12 protein-coding genes are annotated in these 14,309 nt (G+C 67.3%); 1 reads left to right on the top strand and 11 read right to left on the bottom strand.

Annotated features, from left to right (window positions below; translation table 11 throughout):
- Positions 1 to 44: 44 nt before the first annotated feature.
- From G3A44_RS05765 to G3A44_RS05810, 10 genes are all read right to left on the bottom strand, one after another.
- On the bottom strand, positions 45 to 725 hold the full coding sequence (locus G3A44_RS05765; RefSeq protein WP_163456565.1) for a YfgM family protein: 681 nt from the start codon (positions 723 to 725) through the stop codon (positions 45 to 47).
- A 67-nt stretch (positions 726 to 792) separates the two neighbouring features.
- Positions 793 to 2,079, bottom strand: a complete 1,287-nt coding sequence (gene hisS, locus G3A44_RS05770) for a histidine--tRNA ligase (RefSeq protein ID WP_163456566.1) — start codon at positions 2,077 to 2,079, stop codon at positions 793 to 795.
- Between the two features lie 170 nt (positions 2,080 to 2,249).
- The gene (gene ispG / locus G3A44_RS05775) at positions 2,250 to 3,509 is read right to left on the bottom strand and encodes a flavodoxin-dependent (E)-4-hydroxy-3-methylbut-2-enyl-diphosphate synthase (RefSeq protein ID WP_163456567.1); all 1,260 of its coding nucleotides are present in this window, start codon (positions 3,507 to 3,509) and stop codon (positions 2,250 to 2,252) included.
- A gap of 32 nt (positions 3,510 to 3,541) precedes the next feature.
- Positions 3,542 to 4,498: a helix-turn-helix domain-containing protein gene (locus G3A44_RS05780; protein ID WP_163456568.1), complete on the bottom strand. Its 957-nt coding sequence runs from the start codon at positions 4,496 to 4,498 to the stop codon at positions 3,542 to 3,544.
- On the bottom strand, positions 4,491 to 5,270 hold the full coding sequence (gene pilW / locus G3A44_RS05785; protein WP_203561307.1) for a type IV pilus biogenesis/stability protein PilW: 780 nt from the start codon (positions 5,268 to 5,270) through the stop codon (positions 4,491 to 4,493). The genes G3A44_RS05780 and pilW overlap by 8 nt, the downstream gene beginning before the upstream one ends.
- A 100-nt stretch (positions 5,271 to 5,370) precedes the next feature.
- A complete protein-coding gene (gene rlmN, locus G3A44_RS05790; RefSeq protein ID WP_163456570.1) occupies positions 5,371 to 6,522 on the bottom strand; it encodes a dual-specificity RNA methyltransferase RlmN in 1,152 nt (383 codons plus the stop codon).
- A gap of 51 nt (positions 6,523 to 6,573) precedes the next feature.
- Positions 6,574 to 6,999 (bottom strand): nucleoside-diphosphate kinase, encoded by a 426-nt coding sequence (gene ndk / locus G3A44_RS05795; RefSeq protein WP_163456571.1) that lies wholly within the window; start codon positions 6,997 to 6,999, stop codon positions 6,574 to 6,576.
- 122 nt (positions 7,000 to 7,121) lie between these two features.
- The gene (gene rluB, locus G3A44_RS05800; RefSeq protein ID WP_163456572.1) at positions 7,122 to 9,230 is read right to left on the bottom strand and encodes a 23S rRNA pseudouridine(2605) synthase RluB; all 2,109 of its coding nucleotides are present in this window, start codon (positions 9,228 to 9,230) and stop codon (positions 7,122 to 7,124) included.
- 44 nt (positions 9,231 to 9,274) lie between these two features.
- A complete protein-coding gene (gene scpB, locus G3A44_RS05805) occupies positions 9,275 to 9,919 on the bottom strand; it encodes an SMC-Scp complex subunit ScpB (RefSeq protein WP_163456573.1) in 645 nt (214 codons plus the stop codon).
- Between the two features lie 419 nt (positions 9,920 to 10,338).
- Positions 10,339 to 11,361 carry an RluA family pseudouridine synthase gene (locus tag G3A44_RS05810; protein ID WP_163456704.1) on the bottom strand — a complete coding sequence of 341 codons (1,023 nt, stop codon included), beginning with the start codon at positions 11,359 to 11,361 and terminating at the stop codon, positions 10,339 to 10,341.
- A 59-nt stretch (positions 11,362 to 11,420) separates the two neighbouring features.
- Between G3A44_RS05810 and G3A44_RS05815 the strand changes: the two genes are divergently transcribed.
- Entirely contained in the window at positions 11,421 to 12,230 is an 810-nt protein-coding gene (locus tag G3A44_RS05815) for an outer membrane protein assembly factor BamD (RefSeq protein WP_163456574.1), read from the top strand.
- Positions 12,231 to 12,270: 40 nt separating this feature from the next.
- Here the strand turns inward: G3A44_RS05815 and yoaA are convergent, their stop codons facing one another.
- Complete coding sequence (gene yoaA / locus G3A44_RS05820) at positions 12,271 to 14,256, bottom strand: DNA repair helicase YoaA (RefSeq protein ID WP_310734329.1); 1,986 nt, start codon at positions 14,254 to 14,256, stop codon at positions 12,271 to 12,273.
- Positions 14,257 to 14,309 lie beyond the last annotated feature (53 nt).

Raw genomic sequence — 14,309 nt, forward strand, 5'->3', positions numbered from 1 at the left:
CAAGCCAGCCGCGAATCCCCGCCAAGCGCTGGGAGGCTGCCACATCACTTCTGCTCCTTGCCGTCCGCCGGGGCCGAGGCGGCGGCGGGTGCCGCACCGGCCGCCGCCAGCTTGGCCTCGACGACTCGACGGTATTCCAGCGTTTCAGCCAGGTCGGCATGGGCCTTTTGCCAGGCGCTCACGGCGGCTTCGCGCTGTCCCTGCCCCATGGCCAGGTCGCCACGCCGGTCATTCACCAGGGCCTTGAAGGCGGGGTCATCCACCGCATCCAGATACTTGCCGGCCTGTACCCAGTCGGCCCGGTCCATGGCCAACCCCGCCAGTCGCAGCTGGGCCAATGCGCGGTGCCCCTTGTCCGCGGCATGGCCCGCCACCCAGTCCAGCACACCCGCGGCGGATTCAATTTGGCCCTTCTCGGCCTGGCTGCGGGCCAGCAGCAGGCCGGCATGACCCGTCAAGGTGGCACGCCCGAAACGGTCCTTCATTTCTCCAAACAGGGTCTGGGCCTTGTCCAGGCTGCCACCTTGCAGCGCCTGGTCCACCTGCTCGAACACCACAGCCGCCTTGGCGGCCTGTTCACGCTGCCACCAGTTCCAGCCGTTCCACCCGGCAAAGGCCAGCAGCACAAGCGTGGCCACGGCGGTGATCAAGTTGCCATATTGCTTCCAGAACGCCTTGAGCTGGTCGATCTGTTCCTGCTCTTCAAGATCAAGTTGTTGGGCCATGAGGGCTGCCCGCCAGGGGCTGAAACATTGAACACGCGGGGCACAGGGCCCCGGACAAAGCGGTCGATTATGCGGCGCTCAGCTCGGACGCCCAGGCGGCCAGACCGGCCAGGGGCAGGAGCCGCTGCTCACCGGCCCCATCACGCAATGGCTTGAGCGCCACCTCTGCGCGCGCCAGCTCATCACTGCCAAAGACCAGCGCGTAGCGCGCGCCACTGGCATCAGCTTTTTTGAACTGGGACTTGAAGCTGCCCTGCCCAGCCGAGCCCCCTGCGTGCATCTGCACTTTCAGGCCAGCCGCACGCAGAGCCTCCAATGCCGGCATCACCTGCGGCCAGGCCTGGGCGTCAGGAACCACCGCATAGACGTCCGGAGCGCCAGCGTCCACTTGGACCCCCATCTCCTCCATCAAGGCCAGGATGCGCTCGATGCCCAAGCCCCAACCCACCGCCGGGGTGGCCTTGCCGCCGATCTGTTCAAACAAGCCGTCATAACGGCCCCCTCCGCAAACAGTGGCCTGAGACCCCAACCGGTCCGTCACCCACTCGAACACGGTGAGGTTGTAGTAGTCCATGCCGCGCACCAGGCGAGGGTTCAGACGGTAGGGTTGACCCACGGCGTCCAACATGGCGCAGACCTGTTCCAGGTGCCGGCGGGAACCCTCGCCAAGGAAGTCGACCAGCCGGGGGGCGGCGTCCACAAGGGTCTGCATGGCCGGATTCTTCGTGTCAAGAATGCGCAGCGGGTTGCTGTGCAGGCGGCGACGGGCGTCCTCGTCGAGCGCTTCGGCATGGGCCTCAAAGTAGGCGATCAAGGCCTCGCGGTGCGCCTTGCGCTCCTGAGGCTGACCCAGGGTGTTGAGCTCCAGACTGAGGCCCTCCAACCCCAACTCCTGCCAGAGCGCGCGGGCCATGAGAATCACTTCCACATCGACATCGGCGCCGGCAAAGCCAAGCGCTTCGACGCCCACCTGGTGGAACTGGCGGTAGCGGCCCCGCTGCGGTCGCTCATGGCGAAACATCGGCCCGGTGTAGAACAGACGACGCGGACCGTCATAGAGGAGATTGGACTCGGCCACCGCCCGCACCACGCCGGCGGTACCTTCCGGGCGCAAAGTCAGCGGATCCCCGTTGAGACGGTCCTCGAAAGAGTACATCTCCTTCTCGACGATGTCGGTCACCTCACCCAACCCACGCACGAACAAGGGCGTGTGCTCCACGATGGGGGTGCGAATGTTTTGGTAGGCATAGCGCTGCATCACACGACGCACCGCCGCTTCCAGATGCTCCCACCGGGAAGACTCCGGCGGGAGGATGTCGTTCATGCCTTTGACGGCCTTGAAGGTGTCTGCCATGGGATTCCTGGACGCAGGCCATGAGGTTGGGCCCGCCATGGGGAGAGGCGGTCAGCGCCGGTGTCTCGAGGGACACCCATGGCTGCCGCCGATCGAAGAAAAAGGCGCACCGGGTGGGACACCCCGCCATGGTGCGCGCCGTAGGCGGGGGCAGCGGATCCGGTGTGGCCTCAGGACCCGCCGAAGCGACGCTGGATGTAGCTCTCGACCAGCGCCTGGAACTCGCGGGCGATGCCCTCGCCCCGCAGCGTCAAGGCCTTCTGGCCGTCGATGAACACGGGGGCGGCCGGTGCCTCGCCCGTGCCCGGCAGGCTGATGCCGATGTCGGCATGCTTGCTTTCGCCCGGGCCGTTGACGATGCAGCCCATGATGGCCACCTTGAGCGATTCCACCCCAGGGTAGCGCTGACGCCAGACCGGCATCTGGGCCCGCAGGAAGTCGTCGATTTGCTTGGCCAACTCCTGGAATGTGGTGCTGGTGGTGCGACCACAACCTGGGCAGGCCGTGACGCTGGGATTGAAGCTGCGAAGTCCGAGCGACTGAAGGATCTCCAGGGCGACCACCACCTCCTGCGTACGGCTTTCACCCGGCTGCGGGGTCAACGACACGCGGATGGTGTCGCCAATGCCCTGCTGCAGCAACAAAGCCAGCGCGGTGGACGACGCGACGGTCCCCTTCACACCCATACCCGCCTCGGTCAGGCCCAGGTGCAAGGCATGGTCGCAGCGCTGCGCCAGCGCTTGGTACACGGACACCAGGTCCTGCACGCCACTGACCTTGCAGCTGATGAGGATCTGCTCTGCCGGCAGCCCAATGGTGCGCGCCTCATGCGCCGACTGCAGTGCCGACTGCACCAGCGCCTGATACATGACCTGTTTGGCATCCCAGGGCGTCGCGCGCCGGGAGTTCTCGTCCATCATCGACGCCAAGAGTTCCTGGTCCAGGCTGCCCCAGTTGACGCCGATGCGCACCGGCTTGTCCCACCGGCAGGCGGCCTCAATCATCTGGGCGAACTGGCGGTCGCGTTTGTCGCCCTTGCCCACGTTGCCGGGGTTGATGCGGTATTTGGACAAGGCCTGCGCGCAAGCCGGATGCTCCGTCAGCAGACGGTGGCCGTTGTAGTGGAAGTCGCCCACCAGCGGCACGTCCACCCCCATACGGTCCAGCTGCTCGCGGATGGCGGGCACGGCCTCTGCCGCTTCCGGCGTGTTGACGGTGATGCGTACCAGTTCGGAGCCAGCCTGCGCCAACTCCTTGACCTGGATCGCGGTGCCGATGACGTCCACCGTGTCGGTGTTGGTCATGGACTGCACCCGAACCGGGGCGTCACCGCCAATGGTGACCACCCGCTGCCCCCAGGCCACACGGGCCTGCAGGCTGCGCCGGGGACGCGGCAGTGCCGCCTCAATGGGCTGATCCCAGGAGAACAAGGACTTGTCCTGCGTCACGTGCGGCGCCTCCGTCACTTCCAGTCGAATTTGGCCACGTTGTCACGCGACCAGGCGGCCAAGTCCACAGACTGCCCCCTGAGGGACAACTCGGTTCCGGCCACATTGCCGATGCGCACACGCACCGGGGCCACGGCCACGCCTTCAAGCACCTCACCCACACCCAGGGCCCTCCCGCCCAGGACGCGACCGTCGGCGCCGGTGAACTCCACCCAGGTGACTTGACGCGCAACGACACGGATCGGCACCGGAGCAGCAACGCCTGCGGCCGGCCCTGATGTCGCAGTCGAAGTCGCAGTCGCAGAGGCCACCGGCACGGCACTGCCCGCCCCGACCGGCACCACCGCCATCGAGGCCGCCGGCAGCACCGCACTGGCCCCGCTCACCGCCACGGCTACCGACGCGACTGCGGCCGGCGCCGAGGCCTGACCCACGGCTGACTCCAAGGCGGCCGAAGCGGCCTCCGCCGCGGAGGCCGCTTCGGCCGGCGCCATCTGGCTGGCGGCCTCGCGCCAGCCCAGGACCCAGTCCTCCGGCGCCGCCCACAGCGCCGCGCTGGCCACCACCAGCACGCCCATGCCGGCCAGCAACCGACTGTGGCGCCCCACCACGGCACCCACGCCATGCGGACTGAGATCGGGATCGGCAAACGATGCGTTCAGCCCGGGACCCACACGGGTCAGGTCGTTGCTGCCCTGCACGGGCAGGAGGGCCAGCACCGGAGCGGTCTCAATGCGCAGCGCGCGACAGGCACTCTGTGCCAAGGCACGCAGAAAGGTTGGGCTGACAAAGGCAGCATGGTCATCACGCTCCAATGCCTGCAGCTTGGCTGCGGGCACCTTCAGCTGTAACGCCAAGGCCTCCAGATCCAGGCCAGCGGTCTCGCGAGCCTGGCGAAGCATGGCGCCCGCGCTGCGGCCCACGGCCGACACGGTCTCCTCAGCGGCCGGGGTGGCCTCTTGCTCACTCATCAAACAGCCCTTTTTCGTACAGCTGCACTTCAGGCGAACCCTGGAACCGCTCGGACAGTTGGCGACCCAGGACACGCATCACCGCTGGCTGGTCCAGCTTGCGCTCGATGCGGATGGCCAGCCACAGCGACTGGGCGCTGACCATGTCCTCGCTGACGTTGACGCGACGCACATAGAAGCGCGCACGCTCGAACTCACCTCGGCGATAGAGCACCTCGGAGAGGTTTACCGCCACGGTCGGACTGCCGGGATCCAATTCAAAGGCCCGCATCAGCGACTGCTCAGCCTCAGGCAGACGCCGATCGCGCGCCTGACACACCCCCAACGCCAGGAACGTCTTGCCCTGCTCGCGATAGGACGGCTGGGCATTGGCGCGCAGGAACTGCCGCTCCGCTTCCCCGTAACGGCGCTGCTGGCACAGGAACCAGCCATAGTTGTGCAAGGTGTCGGCGTGGTCGGCGTCCACCGACAAGGCCCGACGGAAACTTTCCTCGGCCAGCACCGGCTCCTTCATGGCGCCATAGATCAAGGCACGCAAGTTCAGGGCGTCAAGGTAAGTGGGCTTGGCCACCAGGGCCTGCTTGACCTCATCGAGCGCCGTGGTGTGCTGGCCACGTTGGAAATAGGCAGCCGCCAGCTCCAAACGCACGCGGGCTCGGCGATCCAGGTCGGTCTCGTCCGAGGCGGTGCGCACATCCCTGCCGGTCGGGCCGGTGGAGCAGCCGCCCAGGCCCGCCCCGGCTACTGCCACCACCACCAGGGTCAGGCTCATCAATGCCTTGCTCCAGGCGGCATCCTGACGCCGCCAAGGCTGTCTCCGCGAGCCGGCTTGCGGCCCCACCACAAGCCACTGGCCATGTCGGCCCCGACCTTCAGACATCGTCGTCCCCCTGGATCACGTTGATCGGAATGGTGAATCGATGGGCCATTCTCTCGGCAGCTCGAGTGCGGTCCATGACCTCACCGGCCAGCTGGCCGCAGGCGGCATCGATGTCATCCCCCCGGGTACGGCGGACGGTGCAGACCAAGCCGGCGCCCTGCAGATGGCGGGCGAAGGCCTGAACCTGCTCAGGTGCAGAACGCTTGAGCCCCGAGGCCGGGAAGGGGTTGAACGGAATGAGGTTGATCTTGCAGGGAACGCCATGCGGGCCCTGCACCAGATCGAGAAGGGCTTGCGCATGCTGCAGGCTGTCGTTGACGCCATCCAGCATGCAATATTCGAACGTGATGAAGTCGCGCGGCGCGCGGCTCAGGTAGGCCCGGCAGGCCGCCATCAGCTCCTGCAGCGGGTACTTGCGATTGAGCGGAACCAGCCAGTCACGCAGGCCGTCCTGGGGCGCATGCAGCGACACCGCCAGCGCCACAGGACAATCTTCCTGCAGACGCTCCATCATGGGCACCACACCCGAGGTCGACACGGTCACCCGGCGCCGCGACAGGCCGTAGCCGTGGTCGTCCAGCATAACCCGCAGTGCCGGCACCAGCGCAGAGTAGTTCTGCAGGGGCTCGCCCATGCCCATCATGACCACATTGGTCACGGCACGATCCCCCGAGGACCGCACACCGCGGGCGGTCAACTCGCGCTCAGCGTGCCAGAGCTGGGCCAGGATCTCACCGGTGGAGAGGTTGCGGCTGAACCCCTGGTGACCGGTGGAACAGAAGCGGCATCCGACCGCACACCCGGCCTGCGAGGACACGCACAGCGTGCCACGGTCGGCTTCAGGGATGAACACCGCCTCCACAGCATTGCCCGCCCCAACGTCGAAAAGCCACTTCACGGTGCCATCGGCTGAGGTTTGCTCGGTGAGGACCGACAGCCCCCGGATTTCCGCCGTGGCCGCCAGCTTGGCCCTGAAGGGCTTGGCCAGGTCCGACATGGCGGAGAAATCGGCGCAGCCGCGCTGGTGGATCCAGCGGAACAGCTGCGTGGCACGGAATCGCTTCTCGCCAAGCGACTCGCACCAGGCCGTCATGCCCTCCAGATCCAGATCAAGCAGATTGGTCACGTGGCGGGCTCCGGACATGGGTGCGAGGGCGCTCAGGCTCGGTTCAGGCGGACAGGGGCAGACGTGCGATCAGCGCGAGCAGATCTGCATGCCGGGGAAGAAGAACGCCACTTCAACGGCGGCGGTCTCGGCGGCGTCAGAGCCGTGCACGGCGTTGGCGTCGATGCTGTCAGCGAAGTCGGCGCGGATGGTGCCCTTGTCGGCCTTCTTCGGGTCGGTGGCGCCCATCAGCTCACGGTTCTTGGCGATGGCGCCTTCGCCTTCCAGCACTTGAACCATGACCGGGCCGGAGATCATGAACTTGACCAGGTCACCGAAGAAGGGACGGGCCTTGTGGACGGCGTAGAAGGCTTCGGCTTCGGCTTGCGACAGCTGCATCATGCGGGCGGCGACCACCTTCAGGCCGGCGCCTTCGAAGCGGGCGTAGATCTGGCCGATCACGTTCTTGGCAACGGCGTCGGGCTTGATGATGGACAGGGTACGTTCGATGGCCATGGAGGGCTCCTGATGTGAACGGCGCAAAGGCCGATCGGTACTGGGAAATGAAGCCGGGACGGAAGTTCCGTCCCGGCTGGTGAATCGCGGATTCTAGCGGGCCGCCTGCCGGCGGCCCCGGCTCAACGACGGCCCTTGCGGCCGCCGCCACCACCACCACCGCCGCCGCCAGAGCGGCCTTGCAGCTTGCGCACGAAGGCATCAGCGCCGATGTAGCCCACAGAAGTCTGCATCGGATCGGGCTGGCGTTGGCTGTTGCCACCACGACCGCCCTTGCCCATCAGGCCAGAACCCCGCCCCCCCTGGACAAAGCGCTTGTCGTAGGTCTGCTCCAACGGGTTGGGAATGGGACCGTTCTCCAGGTCCTCGTCAGTGCGTCGGCTGCCGCGGGGTTTTTGCGCGGCGCGCCGGTCGAAGGTCTGCAGCAACGGGTTGGGGATGCGGGACGGATCACCCGGCTCGCGCTGCATACGGTCCTCGCGACGGTCATCACGGCGCTCCTCACGGGGCTTGCGCTCAGCACGGCCTTCCGGACGGCCCTCGACCCGCTCGCGCTTGCCCGCTCCAGCCCGGGACGACTCCTGCCGCGGACCACGTTCGGCACGCTCACCGCGCTCACCACGGTCGCCGCGCTCATTGCGCTTGCCACGGCCCTCTTCACCTGCCAGCGCCTCGCGCACCGGCTTGTCGGCGGCTTCGCCGCGGGCACGTTGCCCCCCGCGCCCGGGCTTGCCTGCCGGAGTGCCCTGTGGACGCTCGCCACCCGCGCCACGGCCTGCAGCGGCTTCCTGGGCCGCAGTCAGTTGCTTGAGCAGTCGCACTTCCTGATCGCCCAGGTCCACCCAGACACCCCGCTTGAGGCCCTTGGGCAGGACGATGTTGCCGTAGCGGATGCGGATCAAGCGGCTCACGGTGAGGCCCACAGCGTCGAAGAGCTTGCGCACCTCGCGGTTGCGGCCTTCGGTGATCACGACGCGGTACCAGCGATTCACGCCCTCGCCACCCCCATCCTGTACGGACTTGAAGGCCGCGGCCTGCCCTTCGATGTCCACGCCCTTGAGCAACTGCTCGCGCTGCATGTCCTCCAGGGTACCCAGCACACGTACCGCGTACTCACGCTCCACGCCAAACCGCGGGTGCATGAGCTTGTTGGCCAGGTCCCCGGACGTGGTGAAAAGCAGCAAGCCTTCGGTATTGAGGTCCAGACGCCCGACGGACTGCCACTTGCCGTGTGGCAAACGCGGCAGGTTGCGGAACACCGTCGGCCGTCCCTGCGGGTCATTGAAACTCACCACTTCGCCAGCAGGCTTGTGGTAAGCCAACACGCGGGTGGGCGGGGGCGCGATCCGGATGCGCACAGCCTTGCCATCCAGCGTCACCTTGTCGCCAAAGGAGACGCGCATACCCACATGGGCCGCCTCACCATTGACCGCCACACGGCCTTCCTGGATGGCGGCCTCCATGTCCCGACGCGAACCCACACCCGACTGGGCCAGCACCTTGTGCAGCTTGGGCGTGTCGCGGTCAGGCTGCAGCACGCGCTTGGTGGTCGAGGCCTCAGTAAGGGCCGAAGCCAGATCGGCTTCCGTGGCCTCTCCGAGCACGTCGTACTCACCTTCGAGCACGCTCAGGAACACCTCGCTGCTCACACCCGACACATCAGGCAATGCCACGTCGCCGACCTCGCCCACCTCCTCGGAAGGCGACTCCTCTTGCAGGGCGACCACGTCCTGCACGGCCGGAGCCGACACCACTGCCTGCACGTCGGCAGACTCGGCCACCGGCGTCGTCTGCTCAGCAGCGGCAGGCGCCGCCACAGCGTCGGCCGCCGCCTTGCTGACCCGGGGCTTGCGCTTGGCAGGGATCTTGGGCGCAGCAGCCGGCTCCACCGGCGTGGCCGCCATGGCCCCGACGTCTGCCTGGACCTCCAACTGGGGCGGCACCTCGACCACCGGCTCCGCCAAGGCCTGAGCCGCCGCAGCCGCCTCCTGTGCCAGCGACTGGCTGGCCACCGCCGGCTTGCGGGCCCGCGGAGCGCGCGGCTTGCGCGCTGGAGCCTCCACCTCGGCTGGGGCCACCGGGGCCTCGGCCTCAGCAGAAGCCACCGGGGCCTCGCCCACCTGCTCCGCCGCCTTGGTGCGCCGCACACGCGGCTTTTTGGCGGGCGCGGCAGGGGCACCCAGGTCGTCGGCGCCTTGGGGCGGCAGGGAGTCAGGAGTCTCGGTAGTCATGATGTGTGAGGCAACGGGGCCACCCTGTGGGGCGGCAGGAAAAATCAATGAGGAAGGTCGGGGGACGCGACGGCTTGCGACGTGGCTTCGACGAGGACCGGCAGAGGAGCAGTCTCCAGCGACAGTTCATCCTGCTCGGCCAGCAGCGGGAGCTGGGACACCGCCTCGACCAACTGCCCTTGGGCGTTGAGCACGGGCAAGCCATCCAGACTGGCCAAGCCCAAATCATCCAGAAACTGCCGGGTGGTCGCGTACAGCGCAGGACGGCCAGGGGCATCGCGATAGCCAATGGCCTCGATCCAGCTACGCTCTTCGAGCTGCTTCATGATCTGCGTGGAGACGGCCACACCGCGGATGTCTTCAATGTCCCCCCGCGTCACCGGCTGACGGTAAGCGATGATCGCCAGCGTCTCCAGCACGGCGCGGGAATACCGGGGCGGCTTCTCGGGGTGGAGGCGATCCAGGTAGGGCCGCAGTTCCGCCCGGCTCTGAAAACGCCAACCCGAAGCCACGGTGATCAGCTCCACCCCCCTGCCCTGCCAGTCCCGGGCCAATTCCTCCAACAGCCGCCGGATGGAATCGGCCCCTAGCTCATCCTCGAAGAGTTGGCGCAAGCTGCGCACGGACAAAGGCTCGCCGGCGCACAGCAGTGCTGCTTCCAGGATCTTCTTGGCCTCGCTGATGTCCATGCGATGGAATGTGGCGGATAGGGCGTGTGGCGCTGCGCGTTGCGCGAGCCTGGCGACTTGCTTGCGTCGCCGCGCGACGCTCAGGTCTGGGAAGGCCCGGCGCACGAGGCCGGCCACGGTTCTTTGGGTAAGGATCCAATCGGTCCGGTTCGCGGGTCTACGCCCCGAACTGCGGCGACAGCGGTACGTTTCGCTTGGACGGGCCGCCCGGGCGGCACTGAAGCCCCTAGGGTGCAACGTCTTCATGGGCCTGCTGTGCAGCCTGACGCGGCATCCGACGGTGCCGGCAGTCGTCGCATTCGCTGATCACTCAGACACCGCGACTTCCGCGATTGCCTCGCATTGTAGTATGAACCCATGGCGCCACTGACCTTCATGCGCGCAAAGACGGGACCTTTCACACGCCGGGACGGGGATGCTCAGGGCGGGGACAGGTTCGGGAGTTCACCTTGCCAGGGTTTCACGGCCAGCAGCGCCCAGGCCTGCGCCATGTCTGCCGGCAGGGGCGCCTCAAAGCTCAATGGCGCTCCCGTGGCGGGATGACAAAAGCCCAGACGACGCGCATGTAGGGCCTGGCGTCCCAGCCCCAAAGCCGGCCGGCCGCCGTAGACCGTGTCGGCCACCAAGGGATGTCCGGCCTGCGACAGGTGGACGCGAATCTGGTGGGTACGCCCGGAATGCAGCTTGCACACCCACGCGGCCATGCCCTGGCCGCCGCCCAGGCATAGGGCATCGGTCATGGCAGGCTTTCCAGCCGCCACCACCGCCATACGGATCCGGGAAGCAGGGTCCCGCCCGATGGGGCCATCAAATCGCCGCTGCTCGCCGGCCTGCGCAGCGCCCCAGGCCAAGGCCAGGTAATGCCGACTGACCTGGCGCGCCGCCAGATCACGCACCAGCGAAGTCACCGCGGCCAGCGTCTTGCCGACCACCATCAGCCCTGAGGTGTCCTTGTCCAGACGGTGCACGATGCCAGCGCGTGGAAGCTGGGCCGCTGACGCATGGTGCCCCAGCAGGCCGTTAAGCAAGGTCCCCTGCCAGTGTCCGGCCGCAGGATGCACCACCAAACCGGCAGGCTTGTTCACCACCAGCAGGTGTTCATCCTCGAACACAATGTCCAGCGGCAAATCTTCCGCCTGAAATGCGCGTTGGGCCTCTGGCGCCACCACCCGGGCCTGCAGTCGCTGCCCGGATTTCAGCTTGCGGGAGCTCTGCAGTACCGGAAGCCCGTCCAGCAGCACATGTCCAGCCTCTATCAATCCCTGGAGGTGGGACCGCGAGTAGCTGCTGATCTGGGCAGCAAGATAGCGGTCCAGGCGCTCGCCGTGATCTGCCGCCGGCACCCGGGCGTCAAACTCGAGCAACGCCTCTTCGCCCTCGCCTGCCTCTGCGGCCTCCGGCTCCTGGCCCCCGGAAAGGGGCCGACTACAATCGTCAGTCATTGGCTGCGGCGCCGGCAAGGCCTGCACGGCTGAAGTAACGGGCCCCTGCGGGCAGGATGATGAAAGTACAGACGCATTCGCACCCCCTCAAGCTGGCACTGGGCGCGCTGTCGCTGGCGGTGCTGAGCGCCTGCAGCACAGGCCCGAAGGACGAGGAGCTGCGTGGATCTGCGGAAAAATTGTACGCAGATGCCCGTGAACTCATGGACAACGGCAACTGGGGCAGCGCGATCAAGCCGCTGGAGCGTGTGGAAAGCCGCGCCGGGGGCAGCCTCCTGGCCCAGCAGGCGCAGCTCGATCTGGCTTATGCCTATTGGAAGACCCAGGAGAAGGCCCAGGCCCTGGCCACACTCGACCGGTTCATCCGCCTCAACCCTTCCAGCCCGGGGCTCGACTACGCGCTTTACCTTCGGGGGCTGATCAACTTCCAGGCGGAGACAGGATTTTTGAGCACGCTGGGTGGGCAGAACATGGCCGAACGCGACCAGCAGGCCACGCGCGACGCCCATCAGTCCTTCAAGCAGCTCGTCGAGCAGTTCCCGGATTCGCGCTACGCCGCCGACGCCCGCCTGCGCCTGGACCACATCGTGAACGTGCTGGCCGAGTACGAGGTGCATGTGGCCCGCCACTACCTGCGTAAGGGAGCTTACCTGGCCTCGGTCAACCGGGCCCAGCTGGCGTTGACGACCTACCCGCAGACGCCGGCGGCCGAAGATGCGTTATTCGTGATGATGCAGGCCTACGACCGGCTTGGGCAGGCCATGCTCAGGGATGACGCGCGTCGTGTGCTGGAGCGCAATTTCCCGCAGAGCGAACTGGTGCGCAACGGTTTCCGCGCCGCCGAGAAGCCTTGGTGGCAGCTCTGGTAAGACGCGGGCCCGAGGGCCCGGGTGCCTCACCCTGACGCAGTCAGGAGCCTTCCGCGTCTGACGCTTTCAGCATGCGACCCTGATCGAGGGTGCGCAACCAAGACAGCGCGTCCTCTCCGCTCTCCAGCGCGGTCATGGGCGGCAGGCATTCCAGCAGGCGGCGCCCATAGCGCGCACTGAGCAGACGGGTGTCACACAGCACCAGCAAGCCTTGGTCCTGCACCGTGCGGATCAGACGCCCCGCCCCCTGCTTCAGGGCCACCGCCGCCTCGGGAACGAAGTAGCTCATGAATGGGTCACGCCCCTGCTCGCGCAGGTGCCTGACCCGCGCCTCCACCAGCGGATCCTTGGGCGAAGGAAAGGGCAGCTTGTCTATGAACACGCACTGCAGCTTGTCACCCGGGACGTCCACCCCTTCCCAGAAGCTGTGGGACCCCACCAGCACGGCGCGGCCGGCGAGGAACCTGTCCAGCAGGGTCCGCTTGCTCGCACTGCCCTGCACCAAGATCTCCAGATCCGCGCCGAGCTTGACCAGTTCGTCACGCATGGCCTCGGCCACAGGCTGCAAGACCCGCAACGACGTCGTCAAGACAAAGCAACGCCCCGACAGGGCCTTCGCGCAATGGGCCGCCGCCCGGCCGACCATGCGCGGATGGGCTGCCTCATGCGGCAGGGGAAAGCGGGCCGGCACATAGACTCGGGCATTGCGGGCATAGTCAAACGGGCTTCCAAGACGAAGCCGCCGCGCATGGCCCAAGCCCGCGGACTCACAGAACCAGCTCAAGGCCTCGTCGTCACCCAGCGTTGCCGAGGTGAACACCCAGGCCTTGCCGCCTATTGCCTGCTGTTCCGCCATCAAGGCGCGTATATCCAAAGGCGAATCTACAGCCCGCACGTGCTGGGCCCCCACATCCAGCCACCGCACACGGCTTGGTGCCACCGCCGTCTCCAGCATCGCGGCGCGCTGGCGCAGCTCCACGCAGCGCTCGGCCAGCCGTTTGAGGTCAGCTGACTGCTCCTCATGCTGCTGCAGCGCGCCGCCTACCGCGTCCAGGGCCTGCTGAAGGGCGGCGGTAGCGGCCGACCAGTCCGGCAAGGATTGGACCTCCTCCCAGGGTAGGCGTCCAACTGCCGCCGCGTCGGCACGCGCGGGTTGACCCGCCAGCCGCCAGCGCTTGACCGCCAACTCCAGCCCTGCACACAACTCCTGCCACGGCGCCAGGCCGCGGGCCTGACCCAGGCCGGCAGCCAGCACGTCCTGCCCCAGATCGAGCACTTGGGAGGAGCTGAGCTGCACGCCCAGGAACTGCACCCCCGTCTCCACCATCTGGTGCGCCTCATCGAAGACGGCCACGTCCACGCTGGGCAGCAGTTCGGCCGCACCGGTCTCCTTGAGTGCCACATCGGCAAAGAAAAGGTGATGGTTGACCACCACCACATCGGCCGCCATCGCCTCTCGCCGGGCGGCTAGCACATGGCATTGGGTATAGGACGGACACTCGGAGCCGAGACAGTTGTCACGGTTGGAGGTGACCAGGCCGGCTACATCCGGACGCTGCTCCAGCCCATCGATGTCGCTCATGTCCCCGTCGCGGGTCTGCTGGGCCCAGCCGATGATGCGGGTGAGCATCTGCTGGCCGCGGCGGTCCAGCAGCACGGCCGTCTCATGGGCCTGCTGTAGACGGTGCCGGCACAGGTAGCTGCCCCGCCCCTTGAGCAAGGCACAGCTGACCGGTCGCCCCAGCCGCTCACGCAGGCGCGGCAGGTCCCGCAGAAACAACTGGTCCTGCAGGTTCTTGGTGGCGGTGCTCACCAACGCACGTCGGCCGGAGAGCAGCACCGGCACCAGATAGGCGAAGGTCTTGCCCACACCGGTCCCCGCCTCCGCCACCAGCGTCTCCTGCCGGTCGATGGCCTGGGCAATGGCCTGCGCCAGGTCCACCTGCTCCTGGCGCGGCTCATACGCGGGGTCGCTGCGCGCCAGCGCCCCATGCGGGCCGAAGGCCAGCTCCACCTCGGCGGACAAGGCCCCCGGTAGGCGGGATGGGGTGGGTGGCCGTGCTTCGTCGGACCGGGCCG

Source organism: Ideonella livida, from assembly GCF_010499455.1.
Lineage (GTDB): Bacteria > Pseudomonadota > Gammaproteobacteria > Burkholderiales > Burkholderiaceae_C > Ideonella > Ideonella livida.

What these genes read in the sequence shown, in the direction of transcription:
- G3A44_RS05765 (WP_163456565.1), bottom strand. Translation starts at nt 725, where the DNA reads ATGGCCCAACAACTTGATCTTGAAGAGCAGGAACAGATCGACCAGCTC.
- hisS (WP_163456566.1), bottom strand. Translation starts at nt 2,079, where the DNA reads ATGGCAGACACCTTCAAGGCCGTCAAAGGCATGAACGACATCCTCCCG.
- G3A44_RS05780 (WP_163456568.1), bottom strand. Translation starts at nt 4,498, where the DNA reads ATGAGTGAGCAAGAGGCCACCCCGGCCGCTGAGGAGACCGTGTCGGCC.
- pilW (WP_203561307.1), bottom strand. Translation starts at nt 5,270, where the DNA reads ATGAGCCTGACCCTGGTGGTGGTGGCAGTAGCCGGGGCGGGCCTGGGC.
- rlmN (WP_163456570.1), bottom strand. Translation starts at nt 6,522, where the DNA reads ATGTCCGGAGCCCGCCACGTGACCAATCTGCTTGATCTGGATCTGGAG.
- ndk (WP_163456571.1), bottom strand. Translation starts at nt 6,999, where the DNA reads ATGGCCATCGAACGTACCCTGTCCATCATCAAGCCCGACGCCGTTGCC.
- rluB (WP_163456572.1), bottom strand. Translation starts at nt 9,230, where the DNA reads ATGACTACCGAGACTCCTGACTCCCTGCCGCCCCAAGGCGCCGACGAC.
- scpB (WP_163456573.1), bottom strand. Translation starts at nt 9,919, where the DNA reads ATGGACATCAGCGAGGCCAAGAAGATCCTGGAAGCAGCACTGCTGTGC.
- G3A44_RS05810 (WP_163456704.1), bottom strand. Translation starts at nt 11,361, where the DNA reads ATGACTGACGATTGTAGTCGGCCCCTTTCCGGGGGCCAGGAGCCGGAG.
- G3A44_RS05815 (WP_163456574.1), top strand. Translation starts at nt 11,421, where the DNA reads ATGAAAGTACAGACGCATTCGCACCCCCTCAAGCTGGCACTGGGCGCG.